This window comes from Micromonospora sp. CPCC 205546 (assembly GCF_036902715.1).
Classification (GTDB): Bacteria; Actinomycetota; Actinomycetes; order Mycobacteriales; family Micromonosporaceae; genus Micromonospora.
Genome location: NZ_JBAKHL010000024.1, coordinates 29248 through 47810, shown reverse-complemented (window position 1 = coordinate 47810; position 18563 = coordinate 29248). Strand labels below are relative to the sequence as shown.

Genomic DNA, 18563 nt, shown 5'->3' with positions numbered 1-18563 from the left:
GCCCTCCTCGCACTGTCATGAGATCCCGAGTTCGCTGTCGATGAGAGCGAAGACCTCGTCGTCGGTCGCGGATTCGATGTCGTTGCCGGTGGAAGCCGGCTCGCCGCCCAGCTTCGACAGCACGTCCCGCAGCCGCAGCGACAGCCGGGTACGGGACTGCTCGTCGACGTCGCGCAGGACCGCCTCGAGGCGGTCGAGTTCGGTGAACGCGGCCAGCACCGCGTTGGCCCCGCCGGACTCGCCGGACAACTCGGTCCCCAGGTACGCGGCCAGGGCCTTCGACGTCGGGTGGTCGAACACCAGCGTCGCGGACAGCCGCAGCCCGGTGGCCGCGCTCACCCGGTTGCGCAGCTCGACCGCGGTGAGCGAGTCGAAGCCGAGCTCGTTGAACGGCCGGTCGGCGGCGACCGCGCCCGGGTCCGGATAGGCCAGCACCCCCGCCACCTGGGTACGCACCAGGTCGAGCAGGATGGCTTCGGCCTCCTCGGCGTCCTGCCCGGCGAGCCGCTGGCGCAGCGCCTCGGCCGCTCCCGCGTCGGCGTCGGCCGCCCGCCTGGCGGGCACGCGGACCAGGCCGCGCAGCAGCGGCGGCACCATGCCGGCGACGGCGCGTTCCCGCAGGGCCCGGTGATCGAGCTTGACGGGCGCCACCATGCCCCCGATGTGCAGGGCCGCGTCGAAGAGGGCAAGCGCCTCCTCGACGGGGAGCGCGTCGATGCCGGAGCGCGACATGCGCCGCAGGTCGGCCTCGGTCAACTGCTCCGCCATGCCCTCCTGCGCCCAGCGCCCCCAGGCCAGCGACACGGCCGGCAGGCCGTTGGCCCGCCGGTGCTGGGCGAGCGCGTCCAGGTAGGCGTTGCCGGCGGCGTAGTTGCCCTGGCCGGGTCCGCCCAGCACGCCGGAGGCCGACGAGAACAGCACGAACGCGCTCAGGTCCCGGGTCAGCTCGTGCAGGTTCGTCGCGGCGTCGACCTTGGGCCGCAGCACCCGGTCGATCCGGTCGGGGGTGAGCGAGCTGATGACGGCGTCGTCGACGACTCCCGCCGTGTGCACCACCCCGCGGACCGGGTGCGCCGCGAGCAGCGCCGCGAGCGCGTCGGGGTCGGCGACGTCGCACGCGGCGACGGTGACCTCTGCCCCCAGGGCGACGAGTTCGGCGCGCAGTTCGGCGGCGCCCTCGGCGGCCGGACCGCTGCGGCTGGCCAGCACCAGCTCGCGCACCCCGTGCCGGGTCACCAGGTGCCGGGCGACGAGCCGACCGAGCGCCCCGGTGGCGCCGGTGACCAGGACGGTCCCCTCGAATGCGGTCGCGGCGGCGTCGCCGGTCGCGCCGACCCGCGTCAGGCGCGGCACCAGGACGTCGGCGCCGCGTACGGCGAGCTGCGGCTCGTCGGAGCCGAGCGCGGCCGGCAGCCCGGTGCCGGCGTCCGCGTCGACGTCCACCAGGACGAAGCGGTCACCGTGTTCGGACTGGGCGGAGCGGACCAGGCCCCAGGCCGCGGCCCCGGCGAGGTCGGTGACGTCGGCGTCGGGGTGGGTGGCCACCGCGCCGCTGGTCAGCACGGCGAGCCGGGCGGCGGCGAACCGGTCGTCGGCGAGCCACTGCTGCGCCAGGTCGAGGACCTGACCGGTGGCTGCGCGGGCCCGTGCCGCCTCCGCCGTCCCCCGCTGCGGGACGCACCGCGCCACCACCACCTCGGGCACCGCGGCGCCGGCGTCGACGGCGGCGGCGAGGGCCGCCAGGTCCGGGTACGCGGTCGCGTCGAGGCCGGCGATCCGGTCCCCGAGCACCGCGACGGTGCGCGGCCGGGGCGATCCGGTCAGCGGCGTCCACTCCAGGCACAGCAGCGACTCGTGCCGGTCGCGGCGCAGGGCCGCGAGCTGTTGCGGCGACACAGGGCGCACCGCCAGCGCCTCGACCGAGGCCACCGGGGCGCCGGTCGCGTCGGCCAGGGTGATGGCCGCCGTGCCGTCGCCCGGCACGATCCGGGCCCGCAGCCGGTCGGCGCCGGCCGCGTGCACGGTGAACCCGCGCCACGAGAACGGCAGCCCCGGGTCGCCGTCGCCGGTCGACGCCACCGCGTGCAGGACGGCGTCCAGCAGCGCCGGGTGCAGGCCGAAGCGGCCGGCGTCGTCGTGCGCCTGCTCGGGCAGGGTGATCTCCGCGTACACCTCGTCCCCGCGTCGCCACGCCGCGGTGAGGCCCTGGAAGACCGGACCGTAGCGCAGGCCGCGCGCGAACAATGCGTCGTACGCCGTCGAGACGTCGACCGGCTCCGCGTCCGGCGGCCAGGCCCGCAGGTCCGCGCCGGCGGTGGCGCGCGGGGTCAGTCGGCCCACCGCGTGGGTGGTCCAGCCGTCCTCGTCCTCGATCCGGGAGTGCACGCCCACCTCCCGGTCGCCGTCCGGCGCCGGCGCGCTGACCGTCACGCGCACCTGGACGCCGCCGGAGTCCGGCAGCACCAGCGGCGCCTCCAGCGTCAGTTCCTCGACGCGGGGGCAGCCGAGCTCGCGGCCGGTGTGGGCCGCCAGCTCGACCAGCGCCGCGCCGGGCAGCAGCACCAGGTCCGCCACCGCGTGGTCGGCCAGCCAGGGGTGGGTGGCCAGCGCGAGCCGGCCGGTGAACACCGCGCCGCCGTCCGGCAGCTCGACCGCCGCGCCCAGCAGCGGGTGGTTCGCCCGCGTCTGGCCGAGCCCGCTCGCGTCGCCGGTGCCGGCGCCGGCCCGGGGCCAGTACGGTTGGTGCTGGAACGCGGCGGTGGGCAGCTCCACGGTCCGTCCCGGCACCACCGTGGGCCAGTCGATGCGCGTGCCGCGCACCGCGAGCCGGGCGAGCGCGGTGGCCACGGTCTCCGCCTCGTCGCGGCCCCTGCGGCACGCCGGGATCCACTCGCCCTCGGCCACGTTGCGCCCGAGCGCGGTCAGCACCGCGTCCGGGCCGATCTCCAGGAAGGTGGTGGCGCCGGACGCGGCCAGCGTGGCGACCGCGTCGGCGTACCGGACGGGCTGGCGCACCTGGCGCACCCAGTGCTCGGCGTCGAGGGTGGTGGGCTCGCCCGTGACCGTCGAGACCAGCTCGATGGCCGGTTCCCGGCACTCCACCTGGGCCACGACCGCGCGGTACCCGTCGAGCATGGGGTCCATCAGCGGCGAGTGGAACGCGTGCGACACGCTCAGTCGTCGCGCCCTGCGGCTCTTCCCCGACAGCTTCTCGGCCACGGCGAGGGTGGCGGCCTCCTCGCCGGAGAGCACCACCGACTCCGGCCCGTTCACCGCCGCGATCGCCACGTCACCGGAGAGCAGCGGCGCGACCTCCTCCTCCGTGGCCCGTACGGCCACCATCGCCCCACCGGTGGGCAGCGCCTGCATCAACCGGCCCCGCGCCGCGACCACCTTCGCGGCGTCGGCCAACGACCACACCCCCGCCACGTGCGCCGCCGCCAACTCACCGATCGAGTGCCCCGCCACGAAGTCCGGCCGCACCCCCCACGACTCGAACAACCGGAACAGCGCCACCTCCACCGCGAACAACGCCGGCTGCGCCCACCCCGTCTGATGCACCTCCTCGCTGCCCAACACCTCCCGCAACGGCCGCTCCAGATGCCCGTCGAACGCACCGCACACCTCGTCGAACGCCGCCGCGAACACCGGGAAGCCCATCAGCTCCCCCACCATCCCGACCCGCTGCGCCCCCTGACCGGTGAAGACCATCGCGAGCTTGCCGCCGTCGACCGCTCCGGTCACCACCTGGTCACCGAGCAGCGCCGCGCGGTACGGGAAGCCGGCCCGCCCGGTGGCGAGCGTGTACGCGACGTCGACCGGGCGCAGCGTCGGATCGGCGGCCACGTGGGCACGCAGCCGGGGGATCTGCTCCCGCAGCCCCTCCTCGGTGCGCGCGGAGAGCAGCCACGGCGTGAACGGCACGTCCGGCTCGTCGGCCGGCGGCGCCGGGTCGGCCTGCTCCAGCACGACGTGGGCGTTGGTGCCGCTGATGCCGAAGGAGGACACGGCGGCGCGCACCGGGCGGTCGGCGGCGGCGAGCGGCGTGGCGTCCGAGGCGACGCGGACGGCACCGGCGGACCAGTCCACGTGCGGCGAGGGCTCGTCGACGTGCAGGGTCGGCGGGAGCACGCCGTGGCGCAGCGCCAGCACCACCTTGATGATGCCGGCCACTCCGGCGGCGGCCTGCGTGTGCCCGAGGTTCGACTTGACCGAACCGAGCAGCACCGGCGCGGCCCGCTCCTGCCCGTACGTGGCGAGGACGGCCTGCGCCTCGATCGGGTCGCCCAGCGTGGTGCCCGTGCCGTGCGCCTCGACGACGTCGACGTCGGACGGCGACAGCCGCGCGTCCGCCAGGGCGGCCCGGATCACCCGCTGCTGCGACGGCCCGTTGGGGGCGGTGAGCCCGTTGGAGGCGCCGTCGGAGTTCACGGCCGAGCCGCGTACCACGGCCAGCACGGGGTGGCCGTGGCGGCGGGCGTCGGAGAGCCGCTCGACCACCAGCACGCCGACACCCTCGGAGAGCGACGTGCCGTCGGCCGCGCCCGCGAACGACTTGCACCGCCCGTCGGGGGCCAGGTTGCGCTGCCGGGAGAACTCCAGGAAGGTGCCCGGCGTCGACATCACCGACACGCCACCGGCGAGCGCGAGGGAGCACTCCCCGTTGCGCAGCGCGGAGACGGCGAGGTGCAGAGCGACCAGCGACGACGAGCAGGCGGTGTCGACCGTCATCGCCGGGCCCTCGAGCCCGAACGTGTACGAGATCCGGCCCGAGATCACGCCGCCGGAGTTGCCGGTGGAGAGGAACCCGTCGACGGACTCGGCGGAGCCGGCGAGCACGGTGCCGTAGTCGTTGTACATGACGCCCGCGTACACGCCGGTCCGGCTGCCGCGCAGCGTGGTCGGGTCGATGCCGGCCCGCTCCAGCGCCTCCCACGAGGTCTCCAGCAGTAGCCGCTGCTGCGGGTCCATCGCCAGCGCCTCGCGCGGGGAGATGCCGAAGAAGCCGGGGTCGAAGTGGGCCACGTCGTGGAGGAACCCGCCCCGGTCGACGTAGCTGGTGCCGGGGTTGTCCGGGTCCGGGTCGAACAGCGCGTCGAGGTTCCATCCCCGGTCGGTGGGGAAGGGCCCGATGGCGTCGCCGCCGCCGGTCAGCAGCCGCCACAGGTCCTCGGGGGTACGCACGTCGCCGGGGAACCGGCAGGCCATGCCGACGATGGCGACGGGCTCGTGGTCGTGCCGGGCCGCGGCGACGTCCGCCGTCGCGGTCCGCCCGCCGGCGAGCTGCTCCACCAGGTGTCCGGCCAGCGCCTCGGGCGTCGGGTAGTCGAACACCAGGGTCGCGGGCAGCCGCAGCCCGGTCGCCACGCCGAGCTGGTTGCGCAGGTCGAGCGCGGTGAGCGAGTCGAAGCCGAGCTCCTTGAAGGGACGGCCGGCCGGCAGCCGGTCCGCCCTGGCGTAGCCGAGCACGGACGCGACGCGGGTGAGCACCGCCTCCAGCACGACCTCGTGCCAGCGCTCGGTGGGCACCTCGGCCAGCCGCTGGGCGAGGGAGGAGCCGCCCACCGCCCGGCGGGCCGGGGTGCGGACCAGGCCGCGCAGCAGCTCCGGCGGTTCCCGGTCGTCCCGGCCGAACGCGGCGAGGTCCACCGGCACCGGCGCGAGCAGCGCGTCGGCCGACCGGACGGCGGCGTCGAACAGGGCCAGGCCGTCCTTGCTGGACAGCTCGCTCATGCCGCTGCGGGCCATCCGGCTCAGCTGCGCGCCGTCCACGTCGGCGGTCATCTCGCTGCGTTCGGCCCACAGCCCCCAGGCGAGCGAGTGGGCGGGCAGCCCGGCGGCCCGGCGCCGCGCCGCGAGCGCGTCGAGCACCGCGTTCGCGGCGGCGTAGCCGCCCTGTCCGGGGCTGCCGAAGACGCCCGCGGCCGAGGAGAACAGCACGAAGGCGCTGACGTCCCCGGCCAGCTCGTGCAGGTGCCAGGCCGCGTCGACCTTGGGGCGCAGCACCTCGGCGAGCCGGTCGGGGGTGAGCGTGGCGATGGTGGCGTCGGCCATCACGCCCGCGGTGTGCACGACGCCGGTCACCGGGTGGGCCGCGAGCAGCGCCGCGACCTGGTCGCGGTCCGCGACGTCGCACGCCAGCACCGTCACGGTCGCGCCCAGTTCGGCGAGTTCGTCGCGCAGCGCCTCCGCGCCGGCGGCGGCGAGGCCGCGACGGCTGGTCAGCACGAGATCGCGTACGCCGTGCCCGGTGACCAGGTGCCGGGCCACCAACCCACCCAGCGTGCCCGTGCCGCCGGTGACGAGGACCGTGCCGTCCGGGCCGAACACCGCCGGGCCGGCGACGTCCTGCTCGGGCACCCGGGCGAGGCGGGGCGCGCTCACCACGCCGTCGCGGACGGTGAGCACCGGCTCCCCGGTCGCCAGCGCCGCCGCCACCAGCCCGTCGGCCGTGTGGTCGGCCTCCAGCAGGACGATCCGCCCCGGGTTCTCCGCCTGCGCCGAGCGGACCAGTCCGCGCACCGCCGCGCCGGCGAGGTCGTCCGGGCGGGTCACCACGACGAGCCGGGTCTCGGCCTGGCGCGGGTCGGCGAGCCACCGCTGCAGCGTGGTCAGCGCGTACGCGGCGACGTCGGGCACCGCGGAGATGCCGGGCGCGTCGGAGAAGCACGGCAGGAACAGCGTGTCGGCGGCCACGTCGGGCAGCGCCACCGGCGGCGCGTCGAAGACCGCCGTGTCGCCCAGCGTCTGCCACGTGCCGCGCTCGGCCCGGCCGACGGTCAGCGGCGCGTGCTCCAGCCGGAACAGCGACTCGACGAAGCCGCTGCGTCCCCTGAGCGCCTGCGGGGCCACCGGGCGTACGGTCAGCGCCGCCACGGAGGCGACCGGCGCGCCCGTGTGGTCCGCGAGGAGCAGGGCCGCGCTGTCCGCCCCCGTCCTGGTGAGCCGGACCCGCAGGCTCGTCGCGCCGGCCCCGTGCAGCGTCACGCCGCTCCAGGAGAAGGGCAGCTTCGCCGCGCCGTCGCCGACGTCCGCGGCGAGGGCGTGCAGGGCGACGTCGAACAGTGCCGGGTGCAGGCCGAACCCGTCGACGTCGACGCCCTGCGGCAGGGCCACCTCGGCGTACGTCTCGTCACCCCGCCGCCACGCGGCCCGCAGGCCCTGGAACAGCGGGCCGTACTGCAGGCCGAGCCCGGCGAGCCGGTCGTACAGGTCGCCGACGTCGACGCTGAGCGCGTCGGCGGGCGGCCACTCGGTGAGGCTCTCCCCCGCCGCCGTGGCCGGGGCGAGGACGCCGGTGGCGTGCCGGGTCCACATGCCGATCCGCGCCTCGGTGTCGGTCTGCCCGTAGACGCCGAGCGCGCGGCGGCCGTGCTCGTCCGGCGCCTCCACGGTGAGCCGCAGCGCCACCCCGCCGTGCGCGGGTACGACGAGCGGGGTGGTGATGACGAGTTCCTCGACCGCGGGGCAGCCGACCTCGTCGCCGGCGCGGACGGCGAGTTCGACCAGCCCCGTGCCGGGCAGCAGGACGGTGTCCAGCACGGCGTGGTCGGCCAGCCACGGGTGCGTCTCGAGGCTGATCCGGCCGGCGAGCACGACGAGGTCCCGTTCCGGGACGGTGAGCGCCGCACCGAGCAGCGGGTGGCCGACGACGTCGATGCCGAGGCCGCGCGCGTCCACGGCGGACGCCGCGGCGAGCTGCCAGTACCGCTGGTGCTGGAACGCGTACGTCGGCAACGGGGCCCGGACGCCGCGGGTGTGCCGGGAGAAGTCGACGGCGACCCCCCGCACGTACGCCTCGCCCAGCGAGAGCAGGAAGCGCGACAGGCCGCCCTCGTCGCGCCGCAGCGAGGCGACGAGCGCCGCCGGGGCGTCGGCGCGGTCCAGGATCTCGCGCACCCCCATCCCGAGCACGGGGTGGGGGCTGATCTCCACGAGGACGTCGTGCCCGTCGGCGAGCAGGCGGTCGACCGCCTCGTTGAACCGGACGGTGCCGCGCAGGTTCGCGTACCAGTACCCGGCGTCGAGGGTGGCCGTGTCGACGACCTCGCCGGTGACGGTGGAGTACAGCGGCACGTCGGCGCCGCGCGGCCGCACGTCGGCGAGGACGCGCAGCAGTTCGTCGCGGATGGCCTCGACCTGCGCGGAGTGCGAGGCGTAGTCCACGGGGATCATCCGCATCCGGACGCCGTCGGCCTCGCACGCGGCCAGCAGTTCCTGCAGGGCCTCGGGCTCGCCGGACACGACGGTGGCGGCGGGCCCGTTGACGGCAGCGACCGAGATCCGCTCGCCCCACCGGGCGAGGCGCTCCTGCACGTCCGCCCGGGGCGCCGCCACCGAGGCCATGCCGCCGCGCCCGGCCAGCCCGGCGGCGATCGCCCGGCTGCGCAGCGCGACCACGCGGGCGCCGTCGTCGAGGGTGAGCGCGCCGGCGACGACGGCGGCGGCGATCTCACCCTGCGAGTGCCCCACCACGGCGGCGGGCCGCACGCCGTACGAGCGCCACAGCGCCGCGAGCGACACCATCACGGCGAACAGCACGGGTTGCACCACGTCCACCCGGTCGAGCGACGGCGCGCCGGGCACGCCCCGGACGACGTCCAGCAGCGACCAGTCGGTGAACGCGTCCACGGCCCGCGCGCACTCGTCCATCCGCTTCGCGAAGACCTCGGCGGTGTCCATCAGTTCGACGGCCATGCCCGCCCACTGCGAGCCCTGGCCGGGGAACATGAACACGACGCGGGGCGTGTCGCCCGACGCGGCGCCGGTCGCGACGGTCGGCGCGGGTTCGTCCGCCGCGACGGCGGCCAGGCCCGCCCGCAGCTCGGCGGGGTCCGCGCCGACCACGACCGCCCGGTGCTCGAACCGGGTCCGCGCCGCCAGTGCGGCGGCGACGTCGGCCGGGGCCGCGGGGTGCCGGTCGAGGTGGGCGACCAGCCGGGCCGCCTGGTCACGTCGGGCCTCGGGCGTACGACCGGACAGCACCCACGGCACCGGTCCGTCCGCCGCGGCCGCGGCCCGGGCGCTCTCCTCCTGCGCGGGCGGCTCCTCCAGGATCACGTGGGCGTTGGTGCCGCTGACGCCGAACGACGAGACACCGGCGCGCGACGGCTCGGCGCCCCGGGGCCAGGCGACCGCCTCGGTCAGCAGGTCGACCGCGCCCTCGGTCCAGTCGACCTGGTCGCTCGGAGCGTCCACGTGCAGCGTCTTCGGCAGCAGCCGGTGCCGCATGGCGAGCACCATCTTGATGATGCCGCCGACACCGGCGGCGGCCTGGGTGTGGCCGATGTTGGACTTGACCGAGCCGAGCCAGAGGGGTCGCTCGCGGTCCTGGCCGTAGGTGGCCAGGATGGCCTGGGCCTCGATCGGGTCGCCGAGGGTGGTGCCGGTGCCGTGCGCCTCGACCACGTCGACCTGGTTGGCCGACAGCCGCGCGTTGGCCAGTGCCGCCTGGATCACCCGTTGCTGCGCCGGCCCGTTCGGCGCGGTCAGCCCGTTGGAGGCGCCGTCCTGGTTGACCGCCGACCCGCGTACGACGGCGAGCACCGGGTGCCCGTTGCGCCGGGCGTCGGAGAGCCGCTCCACGATCAGCATGCCGACGCCCTCGGCGAAGCCGGTGCCGTCGGCGGCGGCGGCGAAGGACTTGCACCGGCCGTCCGGCGAGAGCCCGCGCTGCTTGGAGAACGCGACGTACGTCTCCGGGGTGGCCATCACCGTGACCCCGCCGGCCAGCGCGAGCGAGCACTCGCCGTTGCGCAGGGCCTGCACGGCCAGGTGCAGCGCGACCAGCGACGACGAGCACGCGGTGTCGACGGTGACCGCCGGCCCCTCCAGCCCGAGGGTGTACGCCACCCGGCCGGAGGCGATCGCGCCGGTGGCGTTGTTCTCGGCGTAGTCGTGGTACATCATCCCGGCGAAGACGCCCGTGTCGCTGCCGCGCAGGCCCGTCGGGTCGATGCCCGCGTTCTCGAGGGCCTCCCACGAGGTCTCCAGCAGCAGCCGCTGCTGCGGGTCCATGGTCAACGCCTCGCGCGGGCTGATCCCGAAGAACTCCGGGTCGAACTGGGCCGCGTCGTGCAGGAAGCCGCCCTCGCGGGTGTACGACCGGCCCGGTGTGCCGGGCGTGGGGTCGTAGAGCTCGGCGACGTTCCAGCCCCGGTCGGTGGGGAAGCCGGTGATGCCGTCCCCGCCGGCGGCGACCAGGTCCCACAGGTCGTCCGGGGTCCGCACCCCGCCCGGGTAGCGGCAGGCCATGCCGACGATGGCGATGGGCTCGCGCAGCGTCGAGTTCAGCTTGCGGTTCTGCTCCCGCAGCCACTCGTTCTCCTTGAGCGAGGCCCGCAGCGCGGTGACGAGCTTCTCCTCCGAGTTGGCCATGTGGTCAGCTCCCCGCTTCCGTCGTCGCTTCGCCGAGGTCGGCGAGCGCCATGCTGATCAGTGCGTCGGCGTCCATGTCGTCGATGGACCCGCCGGGTGCGTCGACGGGCTCGTCGGCGACGACCCGCACGCCGCCCAGTTCGAGCAGGCTGTCCATCAGGCCGGCGTCGCGCAGCCGGCCGAGGGGAATGGCGAGCAGGATGCGGCGGATCTCGTCCTCCGGCAGCCCGCCGCCGGCGGCGCCGGTGTCCGGGACGAGCCGCTCGCACAGCAGGTCGGCGACCGCGCGGGTGTTCGGGCGGTCGAAGGTCAGGGTGGCGGGCAGCCGCAGGCCGGTCGCGGCGTTGAGCTGGTTGCGCAGCTCCAGCGCGGCGAGCGAGTCGAAGCCCAGCTCGGTGAAGGCACGGCCGGGGTCGACGGCGTCGGGGTCGCGGTGCCCGAGCACCGTCGCCACGTTCGTGCGGACCAGGTCCAGCAGCAGGTCGGCGCACTCCGGTGCGGACAGGCCGGCCAGCCGCGCGGCGATGCCGTCGCCGGCGGCCGCCGCCCGCCGGGTCCGGGCGCGGACCAGGCCGCGGTAGAGCGGACCGTCGACCACACCGAGGTCGAGCCCGATGGGTACGCAGAGCGGGGCCGCGCAGGTGAGCGCGGCGTCGAGGAGACGCAGGGCCTCGTCGACCGGCAGGGCGCGTACGCCCGCCTGGGCCAGCCGCTGCCGTTCGGCGCCGGTCAGCTCGCCCGCCATGCCCCCGTCCCACATGCCCCACGCCAGGGACTGCCCGGTCAGGCCGGCCGTACGACGGCGCACGACCAACGCGTCCAGGAAGGCGTTCGCCGCGGAGTACGCCGCCTGGCCCGCGTTGCCGAAGACGCCCGCCGCCGACGAGAACACCACGAACGCCGACAGCCCCATCCCGGCCGTCGCCTCGTGCAGGTGCCAGGCGGCGTCCACCTTCGGCGCCAGCACCCGGTCCACGCGTTGCGCCGACAGCGACGCCAGCAGTGCGTCGTCCAGCACGCCGGCGACGTGCACGACCGCCGACAGGTCACGGCCGGCGACCAGCGCCGCCACCGCGTCCCGGTCCGCCACGTCGCAGGCCGCCCACCGCACCGACGCGCCCGACGCGGTCAGCTCCGCCGCCAGGTCCTCGGCGCCCGGCGCGGTCGCGCCACGGCGGGACACCAGCAGCAGGTCGCGCACGTCGTGCGCCGCCACCAGGTGCCGCGCCACCACCGCGCCCAGGGCGCCGGAGGCGCCGGAGACCAGCACCGTCCCGCAGCCGAAGTCCGTGTCGACCGGGTCGGCGGTGCTCGCCCGGGCCAGCCGGGCGGCGTGCGCGACGCCGTCGCGGACCACGAGCTGGGGCTCGTCGTCGGCCAGCAGCACGTCGCCGTCGACCAGCACGACGCGGTCGGGGTGCTCGGCCTGCACCGAGCGGACGAACCCCCACACGGCCGCGCCCGCGAGGTCGGTGACGTCCTCGCCGGGCAGCGCCACCGCGCCCCGGGTCCGTACGACGATCCGGGCGCCGGCGGGTTCGGCCAGCCACGACCCCAGCTCGTCGAGCACGCGGTGCAGGACGGCGCGGACCACGGCCGGGGTGTCCGCCGGGTCGGGGCCGGGCGGGAAGGCCGTCGTGTCGAGCATCCGCACCTCCCCGTCCCGTCCCTCCGTGGCCGGCACCGGGGCCCAGGTCAGCTCGTACAGCGAGTCGTGCTGGGTCGGTCGGGTGTCGAGCGCGCCGACCGGCCGGGTCTCCAGCCGGCCCACCGACACCACGGGCGCGCCCGTACCGTCGGTCGCGGTGATCGCCCAGCCGGAGTCGACGGGAGCGATGCGGATCCGCAGTGCGGTGGCGTTCGTGGCGTGCAGCACCACCTGCTGCCACGAGAACGGGAGCACGGTGTTCCCCGTGCCGGCCGGGTCGGCCAGCAGCGGGGCGTGCAGCGCGGCGTCCAGCAGGGCGGGGTGCAGCGCGAAGCGCTCGTCCGCCTCGGGGAGGGTGACCTCGGCGAACAGTTCGTCGCCGCGTACCCACACCGCCGTGACGCCACGGAACGTCCGCCCGTACTCGTAGCCCGAGTCGGCGAGCCGGTCGTAGCCGCCGGTCAGGTCGACCGGCGTGGCCTCGACGGGTGGCCACTCGGCCACGGCGGGCGGCGCGGCGACCGGGTCGGCGGTGACGAGTCCGGTGGCGTGCGCCGTCCAGGTCTCGGTGCGCTCGCCGCGCGAGTGGATCTCCACGGTACGGCGGCCCTGGTCGTCCGGCTCGCCGACGCGCAGCCGCAGTTGCACCGCGCCGTCGCTCGGCAGGACCAGCGGGGCGACCGTGGTCAGCTCCTCCACCACCGGGCAGCCGACCGCGTCCGCGGCGTGGATCGCCAGCTCGACGAGCGCCGCGCCGGGGACGAGCACGGCGCCGGCGACGACGTGCTCGGCGAGCCACGGGTGGGTGCCGGTCGACAGCCGGCCGGTGTAGACGACGCCGTCGAGGTCGGGCAGCGCGACGGCCGCCCCGAGCAGGGGGTGTTCGGTGTCGGCGAGGCCGAGCCGGCTGGCCGCCCCCGTCGCGGCCGCGTTCTCCGTCCAGTACCGCTGCCGCTGGAAGGGGTAGGTGGGCAGGTCGGTGGTGCGGGCCCCGCCGAACCAGGTGGGCCAGTCGACGGCGTGACCCGCGGTGTGCAGGGCGGCGACGGCCGTGGTGAGGGTGTGGGTCTCGGGTTGTCCGCGGCGGGTGGTGGCGATGGTGGTGGCGTCGCCGCTGGCGGCGGCGGTGGCGAGGACGGTGTCGGGGCCGATTTCGAGGAAGGTGTCGACGTTGCAGGTGGTGGTGAGGGTGGTGACGGCGTCGTGGAAGCGGACGGTGTGGCGGACCTGGTTGACCCAGTGCTCGGGGGTGGGGGTGAGGGGTCGGCCGGTGACGGTGGAGGTGACGGGGATGCGGGGTTGGTGGTGGGTGATGGAGGCGGCGACGGCGCGGTAGTCGTCGAGCATGGGGTCCATCAGGTGGGAGTGGAAGGCGTGGGAGACGGTGAGGCGTTTCGTGCGGTGGCCCTGTGCGGCGAGTGTTTCGGCGGTGGTGAGGGTGGCGGTTTCGTCGCCGGAGAGGACGAGGTCGGTGGCGGTGTTGACGGCGGCGATGCCGACGGTGTCGCTGAGGTGTGGGGTGACCTGGTCCTCGGTGGCCTGCACGGCGATCATGGCGCCGCCGGTGGGGAGGTTCTGCATGAGTCGGGCGCGGGCGGCGACGAGGGTGGCGGCGTCGGTGAGGTCGAGGATGCCGGCGATGTGGGCGGCGGTGAGTTCGCCGATGGAGTGGCCGGCGAGGTGGTCGGGGTGGATGCCCCAGGATTCGAGGAGTCGGTGGAGGGCGACTTCGAAGGCGAACAGGGCGGGTTGGGTGTAGCCGGTCTGGTGTAGCTCGTCGGTGTCGATGACCTCGCGTAGGGGTCGGTCGAGGTGTTTGTCCAACGCGGTGCAGACCTCGTCGAAGGCGGCGGCGAAGACGGGGTACGCGGCGGCGAGTTCGGCGCCCATGCCGAGTCGTTGTGCGCCCTGCCCGGTGAACAGGAACGCCAACCTGCCGGGGGCCGCCACGGTCGGCTGCACGCCCGCCCGCAGGGCGCGTACCAGCTCTTCGGTGTCGCGGCCCACCACGGCGGCACGGTGCTCGAACGCGGTCCGCCCGACCGCGAGCGTGAAGCCGACCGCCAGCGTGAACCCGACGTCGTCGGGGTCCCGGCCGGCCACCGCGTCGGCCAGACGCGCGGCCTGATCCCGTACGGCTTCCGGCGTGCGTCCGGAGAGGACCCACGGGATCGCCGGCGGCCGGTCGGCGTACGCCGGCTCGGGCGAGCCGTCCGGTTCGGGCTCCTCGATCACCACGTGCGCGTTGGTGCCGCTGATGCCGAACGACGACACGGCGGCCCGACGCGGCCGTTCGCCGGCGGGCCACGCCACCGGCTCGGTGAGCAGGGACACCGCCCCCGCCGACCAGTTCACCTGCGGCGACGGCTCGTCCACGTGCAGCGTGCGCGGCAGCAGCCCGTTGCGCATCGCGCCCACCATCTTGATCACCCCCGCGACGCCGGCCGCGGCCTGGGTGTGGCCGATGTTCGACTTGATCGAGCCCAGCCACAACGGCCGCTCCCGGCCCTGCCCGTAGGTGGCCAGGAGCGCCTGGGCCTCGATCGGGTCGCCCAGCTTCGTGCCCGTGCCGTGCGCCTCGACCACGTCGACCTGGCTGGCCGACAGCCGCGCGTTGGCCAGTGCGGCCCGGATCACCCGCTGCTGCGACGGGCCGTTCGGCGCGGTCAGCCCGTTCGACGCGCCGTCGGAGTTGACCGCCGTGCCCCGCACCACCGCCAGCACCCGGCGGCCGTGACGCAGCGCGTCCGACAGCCGCTCCACCACCAGCACGCCGACGCCCTCGGACCAGCCGGTGCCGTCGGCGGCGGCGGCGAACGACTTGCACCGGCCGTCCGGCGACAGGCCCCGCTGCCGGGAGAACTCCACGAACGTCTCGGGGGTCGCCATGACCGTCACGCCGCCGGCCAGGGCCAGCGAGCACTCGCCGTTGCGCAGCGCCTGCCCGGCCAGGTGCAGGGCGACCAGCGACGACGAGCACGCCGTGTCGAGCGTGACCGCCGGGCCCTCCAGGCCCAGGGCGTACGCGACCCGGCCCGAGGCGATCGCGCCGGTGGAGCTGTTGCCGGCGTAGTCGTGGTACATCATCCCGGCGAACACGCCGGTGTCGCTGCCGCGCAGGGACGCCGGATCGAGGCCCGCCCGCTCCAGCGCCTCCCACGACGTCTCCAGCAGCAGCCGCTGCTGCGGGTCCATGGTCAGCGCCTCACGCGGGCTGATCTCGAAGAACTCCGCGTCGAACTCCGCCGCGTCGTACAGGAAGCCGCCCTCCCGGGTGTACGACCTGCCCGGCCGGCCCGGCGTCGGGTCGTACAGTTCCGCCACGTCCCAGCCCCGGTCGGTGGGGAAGCCGCCGATGCCCTCCCCTCCGGCGGCCACCAGGTCCCACAGCTCCTCCGGCGTACGCACGCCGCCGGGGAACCGGCACGCCATGCCGACGATCGCGATGGGCTCGTGCGCCGCCTCCTCCGCGTCGCGCAGCTTCCGCCGCGTCTCGCGCAGCTCCGCTGTCGTCCGCTTGAGGTAGTCGAGCAGCTTTTCCTCGTTGTCGGGCATCGACGTCACTCCAGGGGCGAACCGGTGGGGGGCGGGGTGCTAGAGCGGGATGTTCCCGTGCGTGCCGCGCCGGCGGACCGGGCCGGCGGCGTCGGCGGAGACGGAGACCGGGCGGCCCCGGTCGTCCTCGGGGCGGACGACCTCGTCGGACACGCCGGGGTCGTGCGCCCGGCTGCCCGGCTCGCTGATCACCGCGGTCATCGCGATCAGCTCACCCGGCGGTCGTGGCCCTGCCAGAACCGCTCACGCAGCTCGCGGCGCAGGATCTTGCCGCTGGGGTTGCGGGGCACCCGGTCGATGAACTCGTAGTGCAGCGGCTGCTTGAAGCCGGCGAGCTGGCCGCGCAGGTGCAGCGCGAGGTCGCGCTCGGTGAGCTGCCGGCCCTCCACCGGCACCACGAACGCGTAGACGGCCTCGCCCCAGCGCTCGTCCGGCACCCCCACGACGGCCGACTCGGCGACCAGCGGGTGCCGGCTGATGACGTTCTCGACCTCGACGGGGTAGACGTTCTCCCCCGCCACGATGATCATGTCCTTGATCCGGTCCCGGATGAACAGGTAACCGTCCTCGTCGAGCAGGCCCGCGTCACCGGTGACGACCCACCCGTCGACGAGCGTCCTCGCCGTCGCCTCCGGCAGGTTCCAGTACTCCACCATCACGCCCGGCGAACGCAGCCAGACCTCGCCGACCTCGCCGGGCGGCAGCGGATCGCCCTTGTCGTCCACGATCTTGACCTCGAAGCCCGGGTACGGCAGCCCCGCCGACTGCATCTTGCCGCTGTCCGGGGTGTGGTCGGCCGGGGGCAGACAGACCGCGGAGTTGCCGGTCTCGGTCAGGCCGTAGATCTGGGCGAACTCGCAGCCGAAGCCCTCGATGCAGCGGGCCAGCAGTGCCGTCGAGATGGGCGCGCTACCGTAGACGATCTTGCGCAGCGAGGCGAAGTCCGCCTTGGTGACGCCGGGCTCCGCGAGCAGCAGTCGCAGCATCGAGGGCACCGCGAGGATGGTGGTCACCCGCAGCGTCCTGATCAGCTCCACCGCACCGGCCGTGGTGAACTCGCGCATCACCACGTTCGTGGCGCCCGCGGCGAAACCCATCGCCGCCCACGACAGGCCGCCGATGTGGAAGCCGCCGTTGCAGAGGAGGCTGACGTCGCTCTCGCGCAGGTCGAGCCAGTCCAGGTTCTCCGAGGCGAGCCCGTCGCGTACCGCGAAGAAGCTGCGGTGCGCGAGGACGACGCCCTTCGGCAGGCCCGTCGTCCCGCTGGTGTACATCTGCGCCAGCGGCGTGTCGGGCGTGACCTTGGCCAGCACGTTCGCGTCCGGCTGCGCCGACACCCAGGCCGCGAAGCCGGCGCGGGGCACACCGTCGGAGTCCAGCGGCACCATCTGGCGCAGCATCGGCAGTTCCGGCGCCAGCTTCTCGGCGACGGCGGCCGAGTCGGCGTCGACGAAGAGCAGGGCGGCGCCGGAGTCGCGCAGGATGTGCTCGACCTCGCCGGCGGCCAGCCGCCAGTTGATCGGTACGAAGACCACGCCGGCCTTCGCCGCCCCGAAGAACAGGTCGTAGAAGTGCTCGGACTCCCGGCCCAGGTAGGCGATGCGGTCACCGGGGCGCAGCCCCGCCGCCTGCAGACCGCGCGCGACCTGGTTGCTGACGCGGTGCAGGGTGGCGTAGTCGACGCGCCGGCCCTCGCAGATGATCGCGACGGCGTCCGGCTGCTGGGCGGCGTGCCGGCGCGCGACGTCGACGAGCGTGCGCAACTGAACGGTCACCGGTCCTCCTCAGTGGGCGTACGGGTGGGGGCGGCTCACGCCGCGTCGGCCTGGAGGCGCCTGCCGGGCGGGTCGACCGGTGCCGTCCGCACCTCGTCCTCGGCGATGCCGCCGTTGTCGTCCCAGAAGCGCCGGGGCATGTCGATGATCTGGACGAACTCGCGCTCCGCGCTCGCCAGCCCCTGGGCCGTGGCGGACTTGAGGTACCGGGTCTTCGCGACGGCGTACGGACGCGGGGCGCCCGCCAGCGGTGCCGGGTCGTCGGCAAATGCCGCCCGGCCAATCGGCGCGCTGTTCCCGACCAGCGATGTTGTCATCGCTATTCCTCCCTTGCGCACGAGTGCGGAATTGAACGTAATCGGCGCGTGTCCATCACCCGGTAACAGGGAAAGAACTGCCAGCGACTGACCGCCGGGTTCAGCAGGGGCAGCAGCGCCGCCACCAGCCGGTCCGGGATCCCGTGGGCCGAGGTGAGGCCCGGCTCCCGCAACGGTCCTGCCGGACGGCGAGCACGTCCACCTCGGGCCGGTGTCCGCCATCTCGTCCACCGTCGGGGAATAAGGCGTCGGGAACCTCGATCGCATTGACCGACATGGGAGGTCCGCACTCGTCGTCCCGGTGCCGGTTCAGCACAAGCGCGATCGTGAATAGCTCATATCCGACGCCGACCCGCCCGCTGCCGACACCGCCAAATCACCACGCGAACGCCTCTGCCACCAATTCGTGCCCGCCCTCTGCCGCGGCGGCCGCCAGGTCGACGCCCTCCGCGTCCACAAAGACGCACCCGCGAAGGCCTCAGCTACGAATCCGGCCACAGCCACCGACAACGCATCCTCGAACACTCGGGTCCCCGTACCCGTGGGTCGGGGCGGGGCGTCACCGCACCAACGGCCGTCGTCCCGGCAGTTACCCGAGCGTGGACGAGCTGGGAGCACTATGGGCGCGCGGGCGGTCCCTCCCGCCCGGCGCACCGAATGTCGACAGCGATTCCTTCCGAGCGATCACAAGCGAGGACGACATGGCGAACAAGTGGCCGGTGCACGGGCATCGGAAGCTGATGGACGACGACCACCTCGCGAGCTCGTACGCGGCGTGCGCGACACCGCACGGGCAGGACACCGTCCACCGGACCTGCCCCGACGACCACGGCCAGGTCAGCTGGTGACCGGCCACGCGGAGGTCCACTCGGCGCTGCGCGACAGGCGCCG

The 18563-nt window shown here is 75.1% G+C and carries 6 protein-coding genes; 1 reads left to right on the top strand and 5 read right to left on the bottom strand.

The window, feature by feature from the left end; genetic code table 11:
• Nucleotides 1–15: 15 nt before the first annotated feature.
• The 5 genes from V6U77_RS14110 to V6U77_RS14090 are packed head-to-tail and all read right to left on the bottom strand — an operon-like array spanning nucleotide 16 to nucleotide 17672.
• Nucleotides 16–10377: a type I polyketide synthase gene (locus V6U77_RS14110; RefSeq protein ID WP_334606760.1), complete on the bottom strand. Its 10362-nt coding sequence runs from the start codon at nucleotides 10375–10377 to the stop codon at nucleotides 16–18.
• Nucleotides 10378–10381: 4 nt separating this feature from the next.
• Nucleotides 10382–15580: a type I polyketide synthase gene (locus V6U77_RS14105; RefSeq protein WP_334606759.1), complete on the bottom strand. Its 5199-nt coding sequence runs from the start codon at nucleotides 15578–15580 to the stop codon at nucleotides 10382–10384.
• A gap of 39 nt (nucleotides 15581–15619) precedes the next feature.
• Entirely contained in the window at nucleotides 15620–15781 is a 162-nt protein-coding gene (locus V6U77_RS14100) for a hypothetical protein (protein WP_334606758.1), read from the bottom strand.
• Between the two features lie 5 nt (nucleotides 15782–15786).
• A complete protein-coding gene (locus V6U77_RS14095) occupies nucleotides 15787–17355 on the bottom strand; it encodes a fatty acid--CoA ligase (RefSeq protein WP_334606757.1) in 1569 nt (522 codons plus the stop codon).
• Between the two features lie 35 nt (nucleotides 17356–17390).
• Nucleotides 17391–17672: a hypothetical protein gene (locus V6U77_RS14090; RefSeq protein WP_334606756.1), complete on the bottom strand. Its 282-nt coding sequence runs from the start codon at nucleotides 17670–17672 to the stop codon at nucleotides 17391–17393.
• Nucleotides 17673–18373: 701 nt separating this feature from the next.
• Here V6U77_RS14090 and V6U77_RS14085 point away from each other — a divergent pair.
• Nucleotides 18374–18520 (top strand): hypothetical protein, encoded by a 147-nt coding sequence (locus V6U77_RS14085; RefSeq protein ID WP_334606755.1) that lies wholly within the window; start codon nucleotides 18374–18376, stop codon nucleotides 18518–18520.
• Nucleotides 18521–18563: the final 43 nt, after the last annotated feature.